At 49.3% G+C, this 23,055-nt stretch carries 18 protein-coding genes; 7 read left to right on the top strand and 11 right to left on the bottom strand.

The features are described 5' to 3' along the window. The first annotated feature begins 3 nt into the window (after positions 1-3). The 3 genes from trpA to folC all read left to right on the top strand — a co-directional run bounded on the left by trpA (position 4) and on the right by folC (position 3,344). Positions 4-813, top strand: coding sequence for a tryptophan synthase subunit alpha (gene trpA / locus Q1B11_RS05990; RefSeq protein ID WP_299729126.1), 810 nt, complete (start codon positions 4-6; stop codon positions 811-813). Beyond that, positions 814-1,728 (top strand): acetyl-CoA carboxylase, carboxyltransferase subunit beta, encoded by a 915-nt coding sequence (gene accD, locus Q1B11_RS05985; protein WP_299729123.1) that lies wholly within the window; start codon positions 814-816, stop codon positions 1,726-1,728. Positions 1,729-2,042: 314 nt separating this feature from the next. Then, a complete protein-coding gene (gene folC, locus Q1B11_RS05980) occupies positions 2,043-3,344 on the top strand; it encodes a bifunctional tetrahydrofolate synthase/dihydrofolate synthase (protein WP_299729120.1) in 1,302 nt (433 codons plus the stop codon). Positions 3,345-3,499: 155 nt separating this feature from the next. On the opposite strand, the gene xerD is transcribed toward folC, so the two are convergent. The 5 genes from xerD to Q1B11_RS05955 form a co-directional block, all read right to left on the bottom strand. Continuing rightward, on the bottom strand, positions 3,500-4,396 hold the full coding sequence (xerD, locus tag Q1B11_RS05975) for a site-specific tyrosine recombinase XerD (RefSeq protein ID WP_299729117.1): 897 nt from the start codon (positions 4,394-4,396) through the stop codon (positions 3,500-3,502). Between the two features lie 110 nt (positions 4,397-4,506). Next, on the bottom strand, positions 4,507-4,986 hold the full coding sequence (locus Q1B11_RS05970; RefSeq protein WP_299729114.1) for a hypothetical protein: 480 nt from the start codon (positions 4,984-4,986) through the stop codon (positions 4,507-4,509). Between the two features lie 178 nt (positions 4,987-5,164). Then, the gene (locus tag Q1B11_RS05965) at positions 5,165-8,020 is read right to left on the bottom strand and encodes a valine--tRNA ligase (RefSeq protein WP_299729111.1); all 2,856 of its coding nucleotides are present in this window, start codon (positions 8,018-8,020) and stop codon (positions 5,165-5,167) included. Between the two features lie 254 nt (positions 8,021-8,274). Then, complete coding sequence (locus Q1B11_RS05960; protein WP_299729308.1) at positions 8,275-8,727, bottom strand: DNA polymerase III subunit chi; 453 nt, start codon at positions 8,725-8,727, stop codon at positions 8,275-8,277. 140 nt (positions 8,728-8,867) lie between these two features. Continuing rightward, the gene (locus Q1B11_RS05955) at positions 8,868-10,355 is read right to left on the bottom strand and encodes a leucyl aminopeptidase (protein WP_299729108.1); all 1,488 of its coding nucleotides are present in this window, start codon (positions 10,353-10,355) and stop codon (positions 8,868-8,870) included. Positions 10,356-10,561: 206 nt separating this feature from the next. Here Q1B11_RS05955 and lptF point away from each other — a divergent pair, with 206 nt between their 5' ends. Further along, complete coding sequence (gene lptF / locus Q1B11_RS05950; RefSeq protein WP_067520929.1) at positions 10,562-11,677, top strand: LPS export ABC transporter permease LptF; 1,116 nt, start codon at positions 10,562-10,564, stop codon at positions 11,675-11,677. Beyond that, positions 11,670-12,728 carry an LPS export ABC transporter permease LptG gene (gene lptG, locus Q1B11_RS05945; RefSeq protein ID WP_067520933.1) on the top strand — a complete coding sequence of 353 codons (1,059 nt, stop codon included), beginning with the start codon at positions 11,670-11,672 and terminating at the stop codon, positions 12,726-12,728. Before lptF ends, lptG begins: the two co-directional genes overlap by 8 nt. Positions 12,729-12,820: 92 nt before the next feature. On the opposite strand, the gene Q1B11_RS05940 is transcribed toward lptG, so the two are convergent. Beyond that, positions 12,821-12,970: a hypothetical protein gene (locus Q1B11_RS05940; RefSeq protein ID WP_157674243.1), complete on the bottom strand. Its 150-nt coding sequence runs from the start codon at positions 12,968-12,970 to the stop codon at positions 12,821-12,823. A gap of 155 nt (positions 12,971-13,125) precedes the next feature. Next, positions 13,126-13,596, bottom strand: coding sequence for an RDD family protein (locus Q1B11_RS05935; protein ID WP_299729093.1), 471 nt, complete (start codon positions 13,594-13,596; stop codon positions 13,126-13,128). A gap of 182 nt (positions 13,597-13,778) precedes the next feature. On the opposite strand from Q1B11_RS05935, the gene Q1B11_RS05930 reads away from it, so the two are divergent. Together Q1B11_RS05930 and Q1B11_RS05925 are read left to right on the top strand one after the other, a co-directional pair. After that, a complete protein-coding gene (locus Q1B11_RS05930; protein ID WP_299729090.1) occupies positions 13,779-15,077 on the top strand; it encodes an anaerobic C4-dicarboxylate transporter in 1,299 nt (432 codons plus the stop codon). Positions 15,078-15,164: 87 nt separating this feature from the next. After that, positions 15,165-15,704, top strand: a complete 540-nt coding sequence (locus tag Q1B11_RS05925; RefSeq protein WP_299729087.1) for a hydrolase — start codon at positions 15,165-15,167, stop codon at positions 15,702-15,704. Positions 15,705-15,780: 76 nt separating this feature from the next. Here Q1B11_RS05925 and Q1B11_RS05920 read toward each other — a convergent pair whose 3' ends face one another. The 4 genes from Q1B11_RS05920 to Q1B11_RS05905 form a co-directional block, all read right to left on the bottom strand. Further along, the gene (locus Q1B11_RS05920; RefSeq protein WP_299729084.1) at positions 15,781-17,151 is read right to left on the bottom strand and encodes a YjiH family protein; all 1,371 of its coding nucleotides are present in this window, start codon (positions 17,149-17,151) and stop codon (positions 15,781-15,783) included. 277 nt (positions 17,152-17,428) lie between these two features. Continuing rightward, positions 17,429-18,550: a glycine cleavage system aminomethyltransferase GcvT gene (gcvT, locus tag Q1B11_RS05915; RefSeq protein WP_299729081.1), complete on the bottom strand. Its 1,122-nt coding sequence runs from the start codon at positions 18,548-18,550 to the stop codon at positions 17,429-17,431. Positions 18,551-18,553: 3 nt separating this feature from the next. Beyond that, on the bottom strand, positions 18,554-21,505 hold the full coding sequence (gene gcvP / locus Q1B11_RS05910) for an aminomethyl-transferring glycine dehydrogenase (RefSeq protein ID WP_299729078.1): 2,952 nt from the start codon (positions 21,503-21,505) through the stop codon (positions 18,554-18,556). A 94-nt stretch (positions 21,506-21,599) separates the two neighbouring features. Next, positions 21,600-22,979, bottom strand: a complete 1,380-nt coding sequence (locus tag Q1B11_RS05905; RefSeq protein WP_299729075.1) for an L-serine ammonia-lyase — start codon at positions 22,977-22,979, stop codon at positions 21,600-21,602. Between the last annotated feature and the right edge of the window lie 76 nt (positions 22,980-23,055).

Here is a 23,055-nt window from a genome sequence, read left to right as displayed (position 1 = left end):
AGAATGAGACTGAAAAACTGTTTTGAGCAACTTCAGGCCAGCAATCGCAAGGCGCTGATTCCCTACGTGCTGGCGGGAGATCCTCCGGGTCAGACTATCAATGTGATGCATCAGCTGGTGGCCAGCGGTGCTGATATGATCGAATTGGGCTTCCCATTCTCCGATCCGGTGGCCGATGGGCCCGTGATTGCCCATGCTCATGAGCGTGCCGTATCACAAGGTGTTACATTGACTGACGTTTTTGCAATGGTTTCTGAGTTCCGTCAGACCGATAATGTCACTCCGATCATCCTGATGGGTTATCTCAACCCCGTAGAAATTATGGGTAATGAGCGTTTTGTTGAGATGGCCGCCGACGCCGGCGTTGATGGTGTACTGATGGTGGATTTACCACCGGAAGCGGCCGGAGAACTGCACGGAATGCTTCAGGAGCGTGGTCTGGACATGATCAAACTGATCACACCGACCACATCGGATGAACGTATTAAAAAGATATGCAGCGTGGCCAGTGGCTACCTCTATTATGTTTCTCTCAAGGGAGTGACCGGCGCCGCGACACTGGATACCGTTGAAGTGGCCGAGCGTGTGAATCACATTCGGCAATTCACCGATGTACCGGTTTGTGTCGGTTTTGGTATTCGTGATGGCGAATCGGCGGCGGCAATCAGTCGAACCGCTGATGGTGTCATTGCGGGCAGTGTGCTGGTTTCGGAGCTGGCGAAGTTCGCCACTGAAGGGCAGGCTGTCGTTGAGCGTGTGGGTGAAAAAATGACTGAAATGCGCTCAGCCATGGATAGTTTACAGGATAAATGAATGAGCAACTGGCTAGTCAATAAACTGATTCCGTCGCTTTCTCGCTCTGCTGCTGAGCAGAAGAGCAGTAGTGTGCCGGAAGGTCTCTGGCGCAAGTGCGTGAAGTGCGAAGCCGTGCTTTATCGTCCTGAATTGGATCGTAACCTTGGGGTGTGTCCGAAATGTCAGCATCATATGCGGATTTCAGCGCGCACCCGGTTGGATTACTTTTTTGATAAAGAAGAACGTGAAGAGCTTTTCACTGATCTTGAACCTGTAGATTTGTTGAAGTTCAAAGACACCAAGAAATACAAAGATCGCCTGGCAGCAGCCCAGAAGCAGACCGGTGAAAAAGATGCTCTGATCGCCATGCGTGGTACGGTGGAAGCCTTACCAATGGTGGCCGTGGCCTTTGAATTTTCGTTCATGGGTGGTTCCATGGGCTCGGTGGTGGGCGAGAAGTTTGCCCGTGCGGCGGAGTTGGCTTTGGCTGAGCGCATCCCGTTGGTGTGTTTCTCTGCCAGTGGCGGCGCCCGTATGCAGGAAGCGCTGTTTTCTCTGATGCAGATGGCAAAAACCAGTGCTGCGTTGGAGCGAATGAAGCAGGCCGGGATTCCTTATATCTCCATGATGACGGATCCGGTTTACGGTGGTGTGTCTGCCAGTCTGGCCATGTTGGGTGATATCAATATGGCGGAACCTGGTGCGTTGATCGGTTTCGCCGGCCCTCGTGTTATTGAGCAGACCGTTCGTGAAAAGCTGCCGGAAGGTTTTCAGCGCAGTGAGTTTCTGCTGGATCACGGTGCGATTGATATGATCGTGGCACGATCTGACATCCGTTCTACCATTGGTCGATTGTGTCGCAAGATGCAGTATCAGCCGCAGCCGGATACCCAGTTTCCGGATGAGGTGACGAGTGAGGCAGTGGTTGCCTGATAACCCATAAGGGGCACGGAAATTAAGATTATATCTTCATCTTGTTCCTGCGCTTTTATGCCTTTTGCGTATTTTTAAGTTGTGTCAAAACTCTCAAACCACCTCGTTCCCACGTAGAACGAGGTTGTCGCGAAACCTGTAGGTCGGTAATTCTGTAAGAATTGCCGACATTCCGAAGGCCTCTAGGTGCTGATTGTCGGCAACCCTTTGGGTTACCGACCTACGATATCTGCTTTTAATGGTCTTTTGCGACACCCTCAAAGCATGGGAACCAGGGATTTTTCGACAGCCTCAGAACCATGGGAACGAGATGCTTGGCTTTCATTGGAGAGATGTCGTTGAAGTCTGAAAAAAACCTCGAACAATGGCTTAAGTGGCTGGAAGAAACCCGTCCTGAGCATGAAATTGATTTTGGCCTGGATCGTATTCGTCTGGTGGGCGAAAAGCTGAACCTGCTAAAGCCAGCGCCTTTTGTCCTTATGGTGGGCGGGACAAATGGCAAAGGATCAACCTTGGCGGTGCTTGAGTCTATATTGCTGGCTGCTGGCTACAAGGTTGGTCTCTTCACATCACCGCATCTATTGAAGTTTAATGAACGCATTCGGATTAATGGGCAGCAGGTCTCTGATGAATGGCTTTGCGACGCTTTCGAAAAACTGAATGAAGGGCGGCAGACCACATGGTTAACTTATTTTGAGTTTGCCACTTTAGCTGCCGTTGATTGCTTCCAAAGAGCAGAAGTCGATTTTGCCCTGATGGAAGTGGGCATGGGCGGGCGCCTTGATGCGACCAATGTCGTTGATCCTGATATTTCCATTATCACGACGGTGGGTTTGGATCATCAAGAGTACCTGGGCTTCAGCATTGAAGCGATTGCCAAAGAAAAAGCAGGGATAATGCGATCAGGAAAACCTGTGATTTTTGGCAGTGATCCGGTTCCAGACTCTGTGGTGGAAGCAGCGTCGCGTCTTGAGAGCCAACTGTATCGACGTTCCGTTGATTTCGATCTAAACAAGAGTGATAAAAGCTGGAGCTGGTCTGGTTTGACTCGAGCGGGTGAGGCTTTGCACGTCGATGATTTACCGCTTCCAGATGTAGTGATTGATAATGCTGCCACGGCACTTCAGGCACTACAGTTTGTACCAGAAGCTATTAGCATCGAGGCAATTCGCAAAGGTTTGTCTAGCGCGGCAGTGAAAGGGCGATTTCAGCGGGTCACAATGAAAAACGACGCTGGTAATGACATCGAGTTGGTTCTGGATGTCGCTCACAATCCTCAGGCCGCAGAGAAACTAAGCCAGCGATTGCAAGAGAATCCAGCTGCTGGTGTTACTCGCGCAGTCATTGCCATGTGCAAAGACAAAGATTATATGACGGTGGCAGACTGTCTAAGTGCTCATGTTGATGAATGGCGGGTGTCTGAATTTGTTTCGCCAAGAACATTGAATACCGCAGAGTTTGCCGAAAAGCTAAAAGCCAGAGACTTTGTTGTCTTTGAGTTTTCGTCAATTCACGAAGCGCTGAATGATGCGTTGAATCACTCTAAGCCCGGTGACCGCATATTGGTCACCGGCTCATTTATGACCGTATCAGCGGTGCTTGCGTTAGTGGCTTAGGGTTTGTCCTGAAATAATATCCGTTGTCCGTTGTCCGTTGTCCGTTGTCCGTTGTCCGTTGTCCGTTGTCCGTTGTCCGTTGTCCGAAAAAGCTTGAGCCACTCGGGCTTTTTCGGATCACGGATTACGGACTACGGATAGCGGTGGCTTAAGGGTCAGCCTCGGGGATGATGTTCTTTATGTAACTCAGTCAGGCGATGGTTGGCAATATGGGTATAAATCTGTGTTGTTGACAGGTCGCTATGACCGAGTAGTAACTGCACAACTCGAAGATCCGCTCCGTGATTTAATAGATGGGTCGCAAAGGCATGGCGAAGCACATGGGGTGATACATCGGACTTTATTCCAGCAATGGTGTTGTACTGTTTGATACGGTGCCAGAAGGTTTGTCGCGTCATTGGTCGCCCATAACGGCCGGGAAACAGAGTTCTGCTTTCATAGTTGTTTAACAATTCACCGCGAGCCTGTTTCAGGTAACTTGCCAGCCAGTCGATGGCTTCCTGCCCCATGGGAACCAGCCTTTCCTTACTGCCTTTTCCTGTCACGCGAATCACGCCCTGACGTAGGTTGATGTTATCCAGATTCAGATTGACCAGTTCGGATATTCGCAAACCGCAGGCGTAGAGCAGTTCCAGCATGGTTCGATCCCGCAGGCCGATGGTGGTGTCTGTGTCCGGGCTGTTCAGCAGTGCATTGACATCGTCTTCTGATAAGGTTTTGGGTAGAGCTTTGCCTTGGCGGGGCATTTCTATGTTGGCAGTGATATCAGTGAGTATTTGATGATTTTGCAGCATGTGGCGATAGAATGCCCGGAGGCTTGAGATCTGACGAGCCGTGGAACGAGGATGATATTTTTGGTCGAAACGCCAACCAAGGAACGCTCGAAGGTCATCTTCTGAAGCGTCCAATAAATCATTTTCCTGTTCTTTCAGCCAGTTGCTGAAAAGCAATATGTCTCTTTGATAAGCCTCCCGGGTGTTTTTACTCAACCCTCTTTCCAGCCAGAGATGTTGAAGGAATTCCTGAATGATGGGCGATGAAGGGGAGGGCATATGTCTGAATGGTCTCTCAAATTTCTCCAGATAGTGTATTCGCTTTGGACGTGTAAACGAAAGGTTTAAGGGTGCTTCTTGTAATCGAATTTCTCACAGATGGTCGCTGCCTAAATCTTGGCAGCCGTCCATTGAGTCAGAAATTGTCCCGCGTTATAAGCGATATTTTCCAATCGATCGCAAGTGCCCACGGTCATATAGGAAGCAATGGACTTGGTGATCACTTGAGGTGGCTCATTGTTATAATGCAGTGTGGCTGTGAAAGTCGCGACGGAGCCTGGTCTTATTGCTTTGGAGCGCCAGTGATGAGAAATGACATCGATAAAATCCACGGTAATGCGGGCATTTTTAAGGGTCGGCTGGTGGTTAGCTGAGTCGTTAGTTTTCAGGTTGTTTGATTGTGCAGCAAACAAAACACTTCTTTCCATGCTGTCGGACATTTTGCATTCAGATTGCATGCGCTTACTAAAGTTGCTTGCGCTGTAGCTAATGGATTCCAGTTCAATGTCTGGCGTGTGCTGGCTGGGTTTTGTTTTGAGGGCTAATGAGTGAGACTCGCTATTTTTATGATTGTCTGAAAAGCTGCTCATTAATAAAGCTAATGGGAAAGCAGATATTCCTTTTAGTATCACTATGTTGTCTCTTTTATTTTTATGGTTGGTGTTATTAAATGTTTCACGAACAGTGCGGCCAATAAACAAGGATGTGTTGTACTTGAATCACACCTCAGACTCAGTAGAAGTCTGAGGTGTGATTATCCACTGATGTTTATAGCGCTTTGATAGCCTCCAGTTGCTCTTCCAGTTTGGCTTTTGCTGCCTGTGCTTCAGCCAGTTTGGCTTTTTCACTGTCAACGACGGCGGCAGGTGCTTTGCTGATAAACTTCTCGTTATTCAGCTTCCCTTCAAAACGAGCGACTTCTTTACCGTATTTCTCAACCTCTTTGGACAGTCGGGCTATTTCTTTATCCTTGTCGATTAAGCCAGCCATAGGTACCAGAACTTCCATAGAGCCCACTAGTGCCGTGGTTGCCATTGGTGCTTCTTCACCGGCTTCCAGAATACGGATATCGTCCAGTTTGGCCAATGATTTCAGGAAGGTCAGATTGTCTTCCAGGCGAGCGATGTCGTCTGTAGATGTATTACGCAGCAGCACATTCAAAGGCTTGCCCGGGCCAATGTTCAGCTCGGCACGAATATTTCGGATGCCGGAAATAAACGACTTCAGCCATTCAATGTCGCGCTCTGCGGTTTCATCAATTTTGCTGGCGTCAGAAACCGGATAGTTTTGCAGCATCAGGGTTTCGCCTTCTACGCCGGCACTCTGCTTGATGTTCTGCCAGATCTCTTCGGTGAGGTAAGGCATGAACGGATGAGCCAGACGCATAATGCTTTCCAGTACTCTCACCAGCGTGCGACGGGTGCCCCGCTGGCGTTCAGCCGGTGCGTTCTCATCCCACAGTACAGGCTTGGAGAGCTCCAAATACCAGGCGCAGTACTCATTCCAGATAAAGTCATAGAGATTCTGGGAAGCGTGATCCAGTCGGAAGTCTGCCAGGTTCTTCTCGATCTGGGCTTCTACCCGCTGCAGGCGTGAGATGATCCAGCGGTCAGCCAGGGTCAGATCAACCGGCTCATCATTTAATCCGGTGTCCTGACCATCAATGTTCATTTTTACATAGTTGGCAGCGTTCCAGATCTTGTTGCAGAAGTTCCGGTAACCTTCCAGACGATTCATATCCCAGTTGATATCACGACCGGTGGATGCCAACGAGTACAGGGTGTAGCGAAGGGCATCTGTACCGTGGGCAGCAATGCCTTCCGGGAACGCTGCGCGGGTACGTTTTTCAATCTTGGCAGCCAGCTGAGGTTGCATCATATTGCCGCAGCGTTTCTCAACTAGCGATTCCAGATCGATACCGTCGATCATGTCCAGCGGGTCAAGGACGTTACCCTTGGACTTGGACATCTTGTCGCCGTTTTCGTCGCGAATCAGGCCGGTGACGTATACATGTTTGAATGGTACTTGCGCCTTACCGTCTTCATCTTTCATGAAGTGCATGGTCATCATGATCATCCGGGCTACCCAGAAGAAAATAATGTCAAAACCGGTCACTAGAACATCTGTTGGATGGAAGGTGTTCAGGCGATCCGTCTGTTCTGGCCAGCCCAGAGTACCGAATGTCCAGAGTGCTGAGGAGAACCAGGTATCCAGCACATCCGCATCCTGTTTCAGAACCACTGGGGATGGGATGTTGTGTTTCTCGCGAACTTCTTCTTCGTCACGGCCCACATAAACATTGCCAGCATCGTCATACCAGGCTGGAATACGATGACCCCACCAGAGCTGGCGGGAGATGCACCAGTCCTGAATATCGCGCATCCAGGAGAAGTACATGTTTTCGTATTGCTTTGGTACGAATTGAATACGGCCATCTTCGACTGCTTCAATCGCCGGTTCCGCCAGAGGCGCTGCGCGAACAAACCATTGGTCGGTCAGTAGCGGTTCGATAACGACACCGGAACGGTCGCCGTAAGGCACCATTAACGTGTGGTCGTCTATTTTTTCCAACAGACCCAGTGCATCAAAGTCGGCAACAATCTGTTTGCGAGCCGCGAAACGTTCCATGCCGTGATAGGCTTCAGGAATAACGGTGTCGACGGTTTGGTTCACGGTGCCGTCATGGTTGAAAGCTTCGCCTTGCTGACGAATATCACCGTTCAGGGTCATGATGTTAATCATGGGCAGGTTACATCGTTTGCCCACTTCGTTGTCATTAAAGTCGTGGGCTGGTGTGATTTTTACACAACCGGTGCCTTTTTCCATGTCCGCGTGTTCATCGCCCACAATAGGAATACGACGGTTGACCAATGGCAGGATGATCTCTTTGCCAATCAGCGCTTTATAGCGCTCATCTTCAGGGTTAACCGCAACGCCGGTGTCGCCCAGCATGGTTTCCGGACGGGTGGTGGCGACCACAATGTAATCTTTGCCTTCAGCGGTTTTCTCACCGTCGGCCAGCGGATAACGCAGGTGCCACATGTTGCCTTTGATTTCTTTGTTTTCCACTTCCAAGTCAGAAATGGCGGTGTGCAGTTTTGGGTCCCAGTTGACCAGACGTTTGCCGCGATAAATCAGATCGTCTTCGTACAGACGAACAAACACTTCCTGAACGGCGGCATAAAAGCCTTTGTCCATGGTGAAGCGTTCGGTATCCCAATCCACAGATGCACCCAAACGACGAAGCTGGCGGGTGATGGTGTCGCCAGACTCTTCTTTCCATTCCCAGATTTTGTCGGTGAAGGCTTCGCGGCCATAGTCGTGACGGGTTTTGCCTTCTTCAGCCAGGATTTTTCGTTCAACCACCATTTGGGTTGCGATGCCTGCGTGGTCCGTTCCTACCTGCCACAGGGTGTTATGACCTTTCATGCGATGGTAGCGGGTCAGGGCGTCCATAATGGAATCCTGGAACGCATGACCCATGTGCAGGCTGCCGGTGACATTCGGAGGCGGGATCATGATGGAGTAAGGCTGACCTTCTCCGGAAGGTGAAAAATAACCTTTCTCTTCCCAGTTTTGATACAGGGTGCGTTCGATGGCTTGGGGGTTGAACGTCTTTTCCATAACTGCTGTCCAGTCAGTATTCGATCATTAACCTGAGCGGTTGCACTTTCTCACTTTCTTGGAGTCTTGGAGAATGTGCCGTTGCTTACGGTTTGGATATGGGCAAACCGAACATTATACACGGCGAGCGTTTATCTCGTAAGCGGGGATGTGTCGATAAATTTGGATTAAAGTGCACCCTCAGGCGATCTCTAGTGGATGGGCATAAGGAGGGAACTCAGGGTGCTCTGTGGTTTCATGATGGGTATGAGTGGTCAGGTTTTCATGTTGTGCATTTCAGGCTCGATACCCTGTTGGCGGTAAGCACGAAATTTGGCTCTTGATATCTCTTTTTGTTCAGGAGTGACCATCACCACTTCACACACGCGGTCAAATCGGGTGAAAAATTGCGGAACTTCTGAATTCAGATTGATTAATAGGCGATTTTGCGGAATGGAGGGGGTGTCAAAGCCCAGTGTGATGGGAAGGTTGTTTATTGAGGTTGAATTGTCTTCAGAGTCAGCGGTTCCCGTAACTATCCCGTGAGGCAGGAAACTGTCCTCCCGCCAGACCCACAATAATTTGTCCATTGCAATACAACTGCTTTCATCTTCTGTGTGAATATGCATTGGCAATCCACCACGCCATGCTTTTTCAACCAGTTTGCAGGCAAATTGTTCAGCGCTTTGCTGGCTGTTTTCAAGAAGATAGAAAGTGACTCGAGTCATTGGCTGCAAGTGTATCTCTGAGAGTGGAGAAGTTGATGAGACAAATGTTATCAGCCAAATAAAATTTCGGATAGAGATGGGTGGGAAATAAGGTAGGAAACAATCCGGCATTTGCTAATGCCGGATTGAAGATTTGATGATTACTGGTTGATACGGTTCAGCAGGAATTGCACCAGCATTGGCACCGGACGACCGGTAGCTCCTTTGTCTTTACCAGATTTCCAGGCGGTACCCGCAATATCCAGATGCGCCCAGGGGTAGGCTTCTGCAAACTTGGCCAGGAAGCAACCTGCGGTGATGGTGCCAGCACCTGGGCCACCAATGTTGGCGAGATCGGCAAAGTTACTGTCCAGCTGTTGGGCATACTCCTCGCCCATTGGCAGTTGCCATGCTTTATCCATGGAACCTTTGGAGGCATCCAGCAATTCTTCCGCTAATGCATCATTGTTACTGAGCAGGCCGGTAGTGTGATGACCAAGTGCAACAATGCAGGCGCCGGTCAGGGTGGCGATATCAACCACGGCTTCCGGCTTGTAGCGTTCTGCGTAGGTGAGTGCATCACACAATACCAGACGGCCTTCCGCATCGGTGTTCAGAATTTCGATGGTTTTGCCAGACATGGAGGTAACGATGTCTCCAGGGCGGGTCGCTTTGCCACTTGGCATGTTTTCCGCTGCAGCCACCATACCAATGACGTTTAATGGCAGATCCAGATCGATAATGGCATTCATAACGCCAAATACACTGGCAGCGCCGCACATATCGAATTTCATTTCGTCCATGGCAGCGCCCGGTTTCAAAGAGATGCCACCGGTATCAAAAGTAATGCCTTTGCCAAGGAGAACAAGTGGCTTGGCGCCGCGCTTACCGTTTTTGAATTCCATGCAGATCAAGCGGGCTTCCTGTTCGGAACCGGCGCTGACGGACAGCAGGGAGCTCATGCCCAGATCGGACATTTGCTTTTCATTGAGGATTTTGGTGGTCAGCTTAGCGTGACGTTTGGCCAGTGCTTTGGCTTCATCGGCCAGATAGGTTGGATGACAAATATTGCCGGGAAGGTTGCCCAGCGTTCTGGCTACGTTTCGACCGCTGCCAATGGCTTGACCTTCTGCAAGTCCAGCTTTTACTTCGTCAGCGTTTTTACGATCGGTTAAAAGTACTACTTTTTTCAGTGCCGGATCTTTACCACCGTCGTTTTTGTACTGGGAGAATTGATAGAATGCGTATTCGACGGCTTCCACCAATTGACGAGTGACCCATTGATGAGATTTTTCAGCAACCGCAAGTTCGTCAATGGCGATGGTAATGTCTTTGGATTTGATCGCTTTAAGCTGTCCAGTCAGGTTGGCAAGCAGTTTACGGAAGTCGGCTTCGGACAGAGGAGTATTCTTTTCACCGAGAGCAACTAATAGTAAGCGCTCAAAAGGCGCATGATGCGTATGCAGCAGCATGAGCGAATGACCGGCTTTGAACTCCAGGTCGCCTCGCTTTAATAGGCCGGCCAGATACCCTTCGGTCAGGGTGTCAATGGCCGTGGCGGAGGCGGGTAATTCTTTTTTTGAGACGGCAATAGCAAGACAGCCGGTTTTCTGTTTTTCTGCGGCGCCGCTTTTAACTACAAATTCCATAGTCTCTCCGGGAGGACAAGTTATCCGATTTCATGGATAATAATACGGTTGAGCCATTTCAACCAGAGTCATAGTGCAATTGCATCACTGTTTTGATACTGAATTCAAGTCTTACGACGATGATCGTTCAGTTGGTATTCTGGTGCTGTGCCGGGGGTTACGGCTTATTTCGACTTTTTTGTGACTTTTATAAATAGTGTCAGGGCATGCCTTTAATTATCTATCGCTACCTCTCACGCCAGATGCTGCAGGTGATGCTGGCCATCACTGCTGTCGTGTTATTGATCATCATGAGCGGCCGCTTTGCCAATTATGTGGCTCAGGCGGCAACCGGCACTCTGAAGGCTGAGTTTCTCTTTGCCATCATGGGCTATCGAATTCCGGAATTCCTGGTGATGATTCTCCCTCTGGGTTTGTTTCTGGGAATTATTCTGGCCTATGGTCGTCTTTATGTAGACAACGAGATGACGGTGCTCAGCGCCTGTGGGCTAAGTCGCAATCAACTGTTTGGCATGACATTGCTGCCATCGCTGATGGTGATGGTGGTGGTGGGGGTTTTAAGCCTCTGGATTGCACCGGCCGGGGTCATGAAAGTTGGGCAGATTTTTGATCAACAGGACTCATTAACCGAGTTTGATACACTGGTTCCCGGCCGGTTTCAAAATATAGGTAAGGGGCAGAGAGTGACCTACGCTGAGTCACTGTCCGATGATAAACAGCAAATGAATCAGGTGTTTATCGCAAACCGCAACACCGACAGTAATAATGTTGGCGCGATGACGATTCTGGTTTCTGAGTCGGGCAAGTTAGAAGAAAACGTGGGGCAGGATGGGCGGCGCTATTTGTTGTTAAAAGATGGCTATCGTTACGATTTGACGCCGGGTATTCTGCCAATCAGAGAGACTTTGTTCAGCAGTTATGGTTTTCGAATGGAGCAGAAGAGTGCTGCCAAATGGTCAGGGAAGGAGCAGGCGTTACCAACTGCCCAGCTGATAAACTCTGACAAATTAGCTTATCGTGCCGAGCTGCAATGGCGGTTGTCTTTGCCGCTGTTGATTCCGGTGATTGTTTTGCTGGCGTTGCCTCTCGCTCAAGTGAATCCAAGGCAGGGGCGTTATGTGAAATTATTGCCCGGTATTCTGCTGTATCTTTTTTATCTGTCGTTGTTGATGAGCGGGCGAGGGGCTATTGAAGATGGGCGGTTACCTGTAAATATTGGTCTCTGGCCGATTCATGGCTTGTTTTTGTTGATTGCTTTGACGTTGTATTTCTTTGAGCCGGGCAAGCTCTGGCTGTCACGCCGGAGGGCTCGCCATGCGTAAGCTCGATCGTTATATTTCCCGCAATGTACTGGGTTCTACGGTTCTTGTTCTGCTGATACTGGTGTTTCTGGAAGCGTTGTTTTCGTTTTTGGGGCAGCTGGAAAATGTCCGTGGTAATTATCAGTCCGTGGACGCCTTACTCTATACGCTGTTGATGATCCCGCGAAAATTGTATGAACTGATCCCGGTTTCGGCATTGGTTGGTTGTCTGGTTGGGCTTGGCTCCATGGCATCGAACAGTGAACTGGTGGTGATGAGGGCGGCAGGTATCTCTCTCTGGCGGATGCTGGCTTCTGTTATGAAACCCGCGCTGCTACTGATTTTGACCGGACTGCTGTTGGGTGAATATCTGGCACCGATGACTGAACAGATTGCTGAAACTCGCAGAGCCATCGCCCGTTCCGTTGATGGTTCTTATTCCGGTGAAGGCTTCTGGCATCGGGAAGGCAATGAATACATGTACTTCAATGCGGTTGAACCCAACGGTGTATTGTATGGTGTCAGTCGCTATGAGTTTGATGAGGATATGGTGCTGCAGGAAAGCTCTTTTGCCAAGCGAGCTATTTATCAGGCAGATCATTGGTTGCTGGAAGAAGTAACTACCCTTAAGCGGGATGGAGATCGCTTTGTGACCGAGCAGCAGTTGATCGAACCCTGGGAAACCAATCTGACCACTACGTTGCTAAAGGTCGTGGTGGTTAAACCGGAAGCGTTGTCTATTTCGGGCTTGATGACCTATTCGGACTATCTGGCGCAGCAGGGTTTGAATTCTGGAGAGTATAGCCTGGCCTTCTGGGAGAAGGTGCTTCAGCCTTTGTCTATTCTTTCTTTGGTGCTGGTGGGTATCTCGTTTGTTTTCGGTCCTTTGCGCTCGGTAAGCATGGGGTACCGGGTGTTTGCCGGAGTGATTACCGGTGTCGTCTTTATGGTCGTGCAAAACCTCATGGGGCCATCGAGCCTTGTGTTTGGCTTTCCGCCAGCGATCTCTGTGTTGATGCCCATTGTCGTCTGTTTGGTGATTGGTGCTGTGATGTTGAAAAAGGCCGCCTGATCGTTATCAGGTTGAGCCTGAAAGCAAAAAGCCATCCGATTGATACAACCGGATGGCTTTTTCATTTTGAACATTGCAAAACAATGAAATGATTAGCGGCGAATTCTGCGCTCTCTTTCCGCAGGGTGCTGAGTTTCAACTTTCACCGGGCAGTACAATCTGCTCTCTTCCTGTTGGCCACACAGGCGACGAAATGTCTCCGTAAGCTGTAACAGAATTTGTTCAAATAATTGGGTGTTCATACTGACATCTCCTCTCGTCGTGCATGACCTGATATGCGCTCATGGTTATTGAGCGTTCTCATGAGGGGCATATGTGACCCGCATACTTATTCTAATACGGATAGGTATAAATACCAATCCGTTTTCGTTTATTGTCTATTCGTACATAAAGTTTACTACTTTGCTTTTTTAGGTAGCAGTATGACTTTTGATCGAGAAGCCATGTCTTGCCAGCTTCGTTTGTCCTTGTCCAGGATCGCCCAGGCGAGCCCAACGCCACCCATTAGCAATGAGGGTATAGCAACGATAAAGCGTAGTAGGCTTTGACCGGGTGATATTAATTGATTGTGCTCGCTCACGACTTTTATTCGCCATGCCAGCATGCCGAGAGTCTGTCCATTTCGGGTCCAGAAAAAGCCATAAAAACCATAGATCAGCACCAATAGCGTGGTGTAATAAAACGGGCCACCCAGGCTGTAGCCTTCTGACGTCATTTGTCGTAATTGTTCATCGCCGTATATCTGAATCTGGATAAACAGGTTGATGAACCCCACCAGAAAGAGAAGAGCAAGGATCAGAAAAGAATCATAGAGCATAGAAGCAACTCTTCTCCAAAGAGGCGCTGGAGTGACGTTTATGGCGTCCATTGTGTTTTAGCCTTGTTATTTCAACAGAGCCTAGTTTATCTGGAAATGAGATATGAATGAAATGAAGTTGTTGTCTATGCTTTGACCAGTGGTTGTCCAGTTGTACACAGTTTTTCCATTCGTTGGTCGATACTTCTCCAAGATTACCTTTTCCTTTTGCAAATAGCTTTGTGAGGTCCATTATGATGTGGCTTGAGCTCTGTGTGGTGCTGGGTTTTATCTATCTGGGGGCCAGATTGGGCAGTATTGGTATTGGGTTTGCCGGTGCTGCCGGAGTCATAGTGCTGACTCTTGGTTTTGGGCTCGAGCCCGGGTCCATTCCGGTGGATGTTATTTTGATTATCATGTCGGTCATTGGTGCCGTGGCAGCCATGCAGGTGGCCGGTGGATTGGGTTATCTGGTGCAGCTGGCGGACGGCCTGCTCCGCAAACAGCCAAAACAAGTGACTTTCTTCGCGCCTTTGATTAGCTATTTTATGACGCTCTTGGCGGGCACCGGGCATACTGCCTATTCAACATTGCCAGTGATTTCTGCGGTTGCTCAGGAAAATGGTGTTCGACCTTCTCGCCCTTTAAGTATCTCTGTCATTGCATCACAGGTTGCAATCACCGCATCACCGGTGTCTGCAGCGGTTGTCGTATTCAGTGGTCTCCTTGAGCCGTTGGGAGTGGGTTACCTTGATCTGCTTTTTATCTGTATACCCACAACACTGGCTGCGGTGATGCTGACGTCGCTGGTTTGCAATTACATGGGGTGTGAACTTAAGGATGATGAGGTGTATCAGCAGAGATTGGCAGAGGGGTTGATCAAAACCCATGGTAAGGTTGAGCAACGTGTCTCCTCCGGAGCCAAATACTCAGTGCTCATTTTTCTATTAAGTATTATTGCAGTGGTTATTTATGCAACACTCATCAGCGACAAAGTAGGCATTATTCAGGACCCGATTTTACCCAGAGACAGTGCAATTATTTCCATTATGCTGACGGCGGGTTGTCTAATTACGTTGGTGTCGGGAATCAATACCGGAGATATTCTTAATGCCCAGACGTTTAAATCCGGTATGAGCGCCTGTATTTGTGTGCTGGGAGTTGCATGGTTGGGGAATACGTTTGTAGGCGCATATCTTGATGATATCAAGATGGTGGCTGGTGATCTTCTTCAGCGTTTGCCGTGGCTGTTGTCCGTCGCTTTGTTTTTTGCTTCCATGCTGCTTTATTCTCAGGCGGCAACCACCAGAGCGTTGATGCCAGCTGCACTGATGCTGGTGGATCCGGTCACGGCCATTGCTTCTTTTGCCGCAGTCAGTGCCTTGTTTGTTCTGCCAACGTACCCAACGTTACTGGCGGCGGTGGAAATGGATGAGACCGGATCAACCCGTATTGGTCGTTACGTATTTAATCATCCATTTTTTCTTCCTGGCGTGATCTGCCTGACGCTGTCCGTTACGCTCGGATTTTTCTGGGCACCGGTTATTTTGTAATTCAGCGATTAAAAAAGAAGGCTTGGCTAAATTTTAAGATCCTCTGTTATGCTGGAACGATAAAAATAACAGTGACAGGGGATCGGTATGCTGACAACGGACAACACTCTGCTGGTTATTGTGGATGTTCAGGGAAAGCTGGCCACATTGATGCATGACCATGAGGCGCTGTTTAAAAACTTGCAGGCTTTGGCTAAAGGCTCGGTGTTGCTGGATATCCCCATTCTCTGGCTCGAGCAACTTCCTGAAAAACTGGGCTCTACCATTCCGGAACTTCAAGATATTCTTTCTGATCTTACACCTATCGAAAAATCATCATTCAGTGGTTGTGGTGCCCAGGCGTTTACTTCGGCTCTAAGAGCCAGCGGACGACAAAAGATTCTACTGGCAGGTATTGAGGCGCATATTTGTGTGTATCAGACAGCAGCAGATCTATTGCTTCAGGCGTATGAGGTTGAGGTGGTGGTTGATGCGGTGTCATCCAGAACGCTGCAAAGCAAGGACGTAGCCCTGGATAAAATGTCGGCGTTGGGTGCGGATTTAACAACGGTGGAAATGGCGTTGTTTGAGTTGATGGAAACCGCTGAAGCACCGCAGTTTCGGGAGATTGCCCGCTTGATTAAATAGGCCTGATTAAATAGACCTGGTTAAATAGCGCTGAGCGAGTGACGGTCTCTCTGGAAAACCGTCACGTTAAGTCTCATCAGAACAGTATATGAGCGACACCGGCGATCACTGGAAGGGTAACCAGTGTTCTCAGAATGAAGATGATAAACAGCTCCAAAAGGGTGACAGGGATTTTGCTGCCCAGCAGCAGCGCACCCACTTCAGAAAGGTAAATCAGCTGTGTTAAAGAGAGCGCGGCAACCACAAAGCGGGTCATTTCATTTTCAATTGAAGCGGCAAGAATAGAAGGCACGAACATATCGGTAAAGCCGATCATCATCGTGGTTGATGCGTCCTGAGCTTCAGGGATTTGCAGTAGATTCAACAGCGGCACAAAGGGCATGCCTAAATACTGAAACACCGGCGTGTATTCCGCAATCATAAGTGCAATGGTACCGACGCCCATAACCACTGGTAAAACACCAAATACCATATCAACGGCATTTTTTATGCCTTCCTGAAAAACAGTGATTGGATTTTTGATCTTTGCCGCTTTTTCCAGAGCCATTTCCATGCCCCAGCTAAAGGCGGTGCTACCTTCAGGAATGACTTCACCATCTTCGGTGCGTGCTTTGCCGCAGATGAAAATATCTTTCTTGCGGGATAGTGGTGGCAACTTTGGAACAATCATGGCGGCAACGATACCTGCCAGACATACGGTCAGGTAGAACTGGGCAAACATATATTCCAGCCCAACTTGAGCAGCAACCACCAGAGAAAATGTGATAGATACCACTGAGAAGGTGGTGCCAATAATGGCCGCCTCTCTCTGAGTGTAATAGGAGTTTTCGTACTGTTTGCTGGTCATCAGAATGCCAACACTGCCATCACCCAGCCAAGAAGCAATACAGTTGATGGAGGAGCGACCTGGCAGATTGAACAATGGACGCATGACCTTTGTCATGAGCGCGCCAAGCAGCTCCAGTAAGCCAAAGTCCATCAGCAGTGGTAACAGAAGACCAGCAAAAATAAAGACAGAGAACAGGGTGGGCATTAAGTCATTCAATACCATGCCTCCGGTGGCGCTGGACCAGATCGCTTGGGGGCCTGCGTTGAAATAGGTGGCCAGTATAAAAATCATTCCTATCACTCGAACCAGGCACCATGGTGCTGAAACGTTCAGCAGAGAAGCAATAAATGGGTATCGGTTAAGCCAGCGAGGCTCAATGGCTTTGATAAGGAGTGTCATGACGCCGGTAATGGTAACCGCAATAGTGATAATCGTGGTGAGTTCATCTTGCAGGGTGGATTTCAGGCCGTTGGCAAGGATGGCCACAGGAATGGTGAAATCGCCATTGTAGCTGACGGGAGTAATGAACAGCAGAATGCCAGTCAAAGAGGGGACAAGAAAGGTGAGCCAGTCTGTCAGACTGAGTTCTTTTTTGGGTATAGCGGTAAACTGCTTCATAACACGCCTTGGGTTTGGAGTTATATCCAAAAATCGTATTCAGACAGTGTAGATTTTCTGCCTAATAAGTAAACAAAGGAATATGTTCGGTAAATAACTACGCATATCTGTATATGTCACAAACAAGTTGGTGATATATATAACGATATATTGAATTAATATGCATTTTAATTCAATAAATAATAAGCTTTGGGGAAGGTGTTTTGTACTTGATAGTTTTGTACTTGATAAATAACGCCTTGCCGGTATTCATTACCAGCAAGGCTCGGTAGATCACTTAGCCTCTGTGATAACGTTGTTCTACAAAAGGCATTTTACTTACCGTCATTGCCAGCTTTTTACCCCGAACAACAGCATATACTTCCGTATCCATTTTGGCGAAACCGGAATTAATTAATGCCATGGCAATTGGAGATCCAATCGTTGGTCCGAAAGTACCTGAAGTAACCCTGCCAATGACCTCATCCTGCTCATTGACCAGCTCGGCGCCTTCACGAACCGGTGCCCGGCTATTACCAATCAAGCCGACACGGCGTGTTGAAACATCTTTGGTGTCAATCTGATGGAGTACGTGGGCGTGACCAATAAATCCACCGGCTCTTTCCCCGCCGGTACGGCGGCATTTGCTGATGGCCCAAATCAGACCACCTTCGATAGGAGTGGTGTTTTCATTGATGTCGTGTCCGTACAGGCAAAGACCCGATTCAAGGCGCAAGGAGTCACGAGCGCCAAGGCCGGTCAGTTCTACTTCTGGCTGATCCAGTAGGAGCTGGGTGACTTTCTCGGCATCCTTTTCCGGAATGGATATTTCAAAACCGTCTTCGCCGGTGTAGCCGGAACGACTGATAAAACAGGTGATGCCATCAATGTCCAGATGCAGTGAATCCATAAACACCATATTGGCTACTTCTGGCACCAATCGTTGTAAAGCTGTCACAGCTTCAGGCCCTTGAATGGCAATCAAGGCGCGATCGTCCAGACGCTCCAGAGTGACATCATCGGGAAGGTGCGCTTGAATATGAGCAATGTCCTGTTCTTTGCAGGCTGCATTGACGACTAAGTACAGGTATTGCTCATAACGGGTGATCATCAAGTCATCGAGAATGCCACCGTTCTCGTTGGTGAACACTGCATAACGCTGTTTGCCCACTGGTAGATCAATAACATCAACCGGAACCAGTGTTTCCAGGAACTGATCGGCTTTTTTGCCAGTCAGTGTTAACTGTCCCATATGAGAAACATCAAACAGTCCGGCTTTATCGCGAGTGTGCAGATGCTCACCTTTAACGCCCAGAGGATATTGAACCGGCATTTCATAGCCCGCAAACGGCACCATCTTGCCTTGGTTGGCTACGTGGAGGTCAAACAACGGTGTTCGTTTAAGTGTCTCGGTTGACATGAATCAGTCCTCCATATCCTGATAGCTTTCGATGCTCGGGCATGAGCAGATTAAGTGACGGTCGCCGTACACGTTATCAACGCGATTGGCAGCAGGCCAGTACTTACTGAGTTTGGTGGCCTCGGATGGGAAGGCGGCCACTGTTCTGCTGTAGGGGCGTTCCCACTGGTCATCAGCAATGTCTGCTTGAGTGTGTGGGGCATTGACCAATGGGTTGTTATCGGCTGGCCAGGCACCGCTTTGCACCTGATCAATCTCGTTTTTGATAGAAATCATGGCTTCGATAAAGCGATCAATTTCTTCTTTGGATTCGGACTCTGTGGGTTCAATCATCAGGGTGCCCGCCACGGGGAACGACATGGTGGGAGCGTGGAAGCCGTAATCCATTAAACGTTTGGCAATATCTTCTTCAGAAATACCGCTGGCTGCTTTGATGGGACGAATATCAATTATGCATTCGTGAGCAACCCGATTGTTGCGACCCTGATATAGAATATCGTAATGGCCTGCCAATTGGTTGGCCATGTAGTTCGCGTGCAGGATGGCTTCTTCCGTTGATCTTCTCAGCCCACGGCTGCCCAGCAGAGTGATGTACATCCAGCTGATTGGCAGAATGGAAGAGCTGCCGAAAGGCGCGGCAGATACAGCGCCAATGTCGTTTTCACGTTCTTTGATCGGACTGATTTTATGGTTGGGCAGATAAGGCGCCAGATGACTTTTAACACCGATGGGGCCCATGCCCGGACCACCGCCGCCATGAGGAATGGCAAAGGTTTTGTGCAGGTTCAGGTGAGAAACATCGGAACCAATATCCCCTGGCCGTGAAACGCCCACCATGGCGTTCATATTGGCGCCATCCATATACACCTGACCGCCATGGTCGTGAATGATCTGACAGATGACTTTTATTTCTTCTTCGTAGACACCGTGGGTTGATGGATAAGTAACCATCAGCGCCGACAGGTTGTCACTGTGCTCTTCGGCTTTGGCTTTCAGGTCTTCCACATCCACGTTACCGCTGTCGTCACAAGCCACAATGATGATTTTCATGCCCAGCATGGCAGCGGATGCCGGGTTAGTGCCGTGGGCAGAGGATGGGATCAGGCAGATGTTGCGGTGACTCTGACCGTTGGCTTTCTGATAGTTACGAATGGCCAGAAGACCGGTGTATTCGCCTTGGGCACCAGAGTTTGGTTGCATTGAGATGGTGTCATAACCGGTGATCTCAACGAGGGAGGCTTCCAGTTGACGGATCATGGTCAGATAGCCCTGCACCTGATCGCTGGGGGCAAATGGGTGAATGCTGGAAAATTCTGGCCATGACACCGGCAGCATTTCGGCAACGGCGTTCAGTTTCATGGTGCAGGAACCCAGGGGAATCATACCGTGAACCAGTGAGTAGTCTTTGTTCTCCAGACGTTTCAGGTAGCGCATCATGTCGGTTTCTGAATGATGGGTATTGAACACTGGGTGGGTAAGAATGTCATCTGTACGACGATGATCTTCTGAGAGGCCTGAGGCAGGCTTGCAGTGAGTGCTTTGATGGTTGTTGCTGGCGATTTGGCGATCGATTGAATCAATGTTCAACTCTTTACCTTCACCCATAAAGATATTGAACAGTTCGATCAGATCGGCTGAAGTCGTCGTTTCATCCAGACTGACGCCGATACGATTACGGCCAATTTGTCGTACATTGCAGCCTTGTTTTAAAGCTCTTTTTACCACTTTTTCCTGATCGCTACCCACTTTGACGGCCAGAGTATCGAAGAAGGTGTCGTTGCAGCTGAAGCCCATTTCAGTCAGGCCGTGATGCAGGATTCGGGTCAAACGGTGAACCCGTTCAGCAATGGTTTTCAGACCTTCCGCTCCGTGATAAACCACATAGCTGGCGGCCATATTTGCCAACAGAGCCTGTGCCGTACAAATATTGGACGTGGCCTTTTCCCGGCGAATGTGTTGCTCACGGGTTTGCATGGCCATGCGTAATGCCTGATTGCCACGGCTGTCTTTGGAAACACCGATGATGCGCCCGGGAATGGAGCGTTTCAGTTTTGCGGTGGTGGCAAAGAACGCAGCGTGCGGGCCACCAAAGCCCATTGGGACACCAAAACGCTGACTGTTACCCAGTACGATATCGGCACCCAGTTCGCCCGGGGATTTCAATAAAGTCAGTGCCAGTAAGTCGGAAGCCACAGAAACCATAGCGCCTTGCTGTTTGGCGAGAGCGGTGATGGATTCGACGTTAGTGATTGAGCCATAAGTGCCTGGGTATTGGATTTGTACCCCGAACACATCGTGGTTATCGAGGTCGGTCAGTGGGTTACCAACAATGACGTTGATGCCTATCCACTCTGCACGGGTTTTGATCACATCAATGGTTTGTGGGTGAACGTCATCGGCAACGAAGAAAGCGTTGGATTTGGCTTTTTGGCGGCCAACGCTGCGCAGACAAAGTGTCATGGCTTCTGCGGCCGCTGTCGCTTCATCAAGCAGAGAGGCGTTGGCGATTTCCATGCCGGTGAGATCCATCACCATTTGCTGATAGTTCAGCAGCATTTCCAGTCGGCCCTGGGAGATTTCTGGCTGGTAGGGGGTGTAGGCCGTGTACCAACCTGGGTTTTCCAGCAGGTTTCTCAGGATGACATTGGGCACGTGGGTGTTGTAATAGCCCATGCCAATATACGACTTGTTAACGGTGTTTTGTTTTGCCAGAGCCTGGAGTTCAGCCAGTGCTTGCGGTTCTGTCTTTTCACCGGGCAGGTCAAGCTCTCTGCCAAGTCGAATTCTGCCCGGTACCGTTTCATCAATCAGTTCTGATAGGTGTTGGTGACCAAGCACTTCCAGCATCGCATGCTGTTCTGCAGAGTCAGAGCCAAGGTGTCGGTGAGTGAACTGTTCGTTGTTTTCCAGTTCAGCCAATGTTGGCAAGGTGACAGGTTCTTTATTAACGGCCATGTTGCTGTCCTGTTTTAGTCTTACGTTGGTCTTAATGTTGTTGCGGTTTTAATGTTTAAAACTTGCGTTTGAATCCGGTGTCAGTGGGCCTGGATCAGCAGGCCACGACGTTCACCGCCAGTCCGCCCATGGCGGTTTCTTTGTATTTATCCTGCATATCCATACCGGTCTGGCGCATGGTTTCGATCACATGATCTAAATGAACGTGATGAATGCCATCACCCTTCATGGCAAGACGCGCTGCATTGATTGCCTTGATGGCGCCCATGGTGTTGCGCTCGATGCAGGGGACTTGAACCAGTCCGGCGATTGGATCGCAGGTCAGGCCAAGGTTGTGTTCCATGCCAATTTCAGCGGCATTCTCGATCTGTCGGTTATCGCCACCCATCACCGCACACAATGCGCCAGCGGCCATGGAGCAGGCGACACCTATTTCTCCCTGGCAACCCACTTCAGCGGCCGAAATCGATGCGTTCTTTTTGTACAGCATGCCGATGGCGGAAGCGGTGGTGAGGAACGTGCAAATACCGTCTTCATTACTACCGGGCACAAAGCGATCATAATAGGCCAGTACAGCGGGTATCACGCCGGCAGCGCCGTTGGTGGGTGCTGTGACGACTCGACCGCCCACCGCATTTTCCTCATTCACTGCGATGGCGAACAGGCTGACCCAATCCATCACTTCCAAATGGTCTTTCTGTTCTTCAGGCTTGTTTAATAATTCCTGATGTAACTGATGAGCACGGCGGGGGACGTTCAATCCGCCGGGGAGAATACCGGTTTGCTGGCAGCCTCGGTTAATGCTGCTTTCCATAACGTGCCAGATGTTGAGCAGATCGGCCTTGATGTCTGTCGTTCTGCCCAGGTGCTTTTCATTTTCAGACACAATTTCAGCGATGGACAAGTGAGTTCTGTCGCCAATATCAAGAAGGTCTTGTGCGTTTTGGAATGGGTGAGGAATGGTGGTTGTCGAAGTGGTGGGCTGACTTTTCTGTTCCGTTTCTTGTTCATTGAGAACAAAGCCGCCACCAACAGAGTAAAAATGGTTTTGATAAAGCTCTATGCCGGCTTCATCCAAGGCTCTCAGCGTCATACCGTTGGGGTGTTTGGGGAGCGATTGGCCTTTTAAAAAGAGCAGGTGTTGATCTTCGATAAAAGCAATGGTTTTTTCTTTACCAAGGTTTAACAGGCCGGATGATCGAATGTTATCAATAATGACCGGAGCCGCATCAGGATCGATCAGGTCTGGTTGTTCGCCGGACAGCCCCAGCATGATGGCGGTATCCGTGGCATGGCCATGACCGGTCATGGCAAGGGAGCCGTAAAGCTCAATCCGAATTTGTTGAGTTTTATCGAACACAGCCTCAGCTTTGAGTTCAGCCAGAAAGCGATTGCCAGCCACCATGGGGCCAACCGTATGGGATGACGAGGGACCAATACCGATTTTAAACAGGTCGAGAATACTGAGGGGCATCACCAAGACTCCATTTTCCAAATCCTTCATTTATTTTGTTAGCATTTGTACTTTTGTTATAAATTATTACGGGGAA

Source organism: uncultured Endozoicomonas sp., assembly GCF_947495845.1.
In the GTDB taxonomy this organism is placed as follows: Bacteria; Pseudomonadota; Gammaproteobacteria; order Pseudomonadales; family Endozoicomonadaceae; genus Endozoicomonas.
This window is presented reverse-complemented; position numbering and strand designations above follow the sequence as displayed.

Bases quoted from the DNA above. Each gene is read 5' to 3' on its own strand.
- trpA (WP_299729126.1), top strand. From the start codon at position 4: ATGAGACTGAAAAACTGTTTTGAGCAACTTCAGGCCAGCAATCGCAAG.
- accD (WP_299729123.1), top strand. From the start codon at position 814: ATGAGCAACTGGCTAGTCAATAAACTGATTCCGTCGCTTTCTCGCTCT.
- xerD (WP_299729117.1), bottom strand. From the start codon at position 4,396: ATGCCCTCCCCTTCATCGCCCATCATTCAGGAATTCCTTCAACATCTC.
- Q1B11_RS05970 (WP_299729114.1), bottom strand. From the start codon at position 4,986: ATGAGCAGCTTTTCAGACAATCATAAAAATAGCGAGTCTCACTCATTA.
- Q1B11_RS05965 (WP_299729111.1), bottom strand. From the start codon at position 8,020: ATGGAAAAGACGTTCAACCCCCAAGCCATCGAACGCACCCTGTATCAA.
- Q1B11_RS05960 (WP_299729308.1), bottom strand. From the start codon at position 8,727: ATGACTCGAGTCACTTTCTATCTTCTTGAAAACAGCCAGCAAAGCGCT.
- Q1B11_RS05955 (WP_299729108.1), bottom strand. From the start codon at position 10,355: ATGGAATTTGTAGTTAAAAGCGGCGCCGCAGAAAAACAGAAAACCGGC.
- lptF (WP_067520929.1), top strand. From the start codon at position 10,562: ATGCCTTTAATTATCTATCGCTACCTCTCACGCCAGATGCTGCAGGTG.
- lptG (WP_067520933.1), top strand. From the start codon at position 11,670: ATGCGTAAGCTCGATCGTTATATTTCCCGCAATGTACTGGGTTCTACG.
- Q1B11_RS05940 (WP_157674243.1), bottom strand. From the start codon at position 12,970: ATGAACACCCAATTATTTGAACAAATTCTGTTACAGCTTACGGAGACA.
- Q1B11_RS05935 (WP_299729093.1), bottom strand. From the start codon at position 13,596: ATGGACGCCATAAACGTCACTCCAGCGCCTCTTTGGAGAAGAGTTGCT.
- Q1B11_RS05930 (WP_299729090.1), top strand. From the start codon at position 13,779: ATGATGTGGCTTGAGCTCTGTGTGGTGCTGGGTTTTATCTATCTGGGG.
- Q1B11_RS05925 (WP_299729087.1), top strand. From the start codon at position 15,165: ATGCTGACAACGGACAACACTCTGCTGGTTATTGTGGATGTTCAGGGA.
- Q1B11_RS05920 (WP_299729084.1), bottom strand. From the start codon at position 17,151: ATGAAGCAGTTTACCGCTATACCCAAAAAAGAACTCAGTCTGACAGAC.
- gcvT (WP_299729081.1), bottom strand. From the start codon at position 18,550: ATGTCAACCGAGACACTTAAACGAACACCGTTGTTTGACCTCCACGTA.
- gcvP (WP_299729078.1), bottom strand. From the start codon at position 21,505: ATGGCCGTTAATAAAGAACCTGTCACCTTGCCAACATTGGCTGAACTG.
- Q1B11_RS05905 (WP_299729075.1), bottom strand. From the start codon at position 22,979: ATGCCCCTCAGTATTCTCGACCTGTTTAAAATCGGTATTGGTCCCTCG.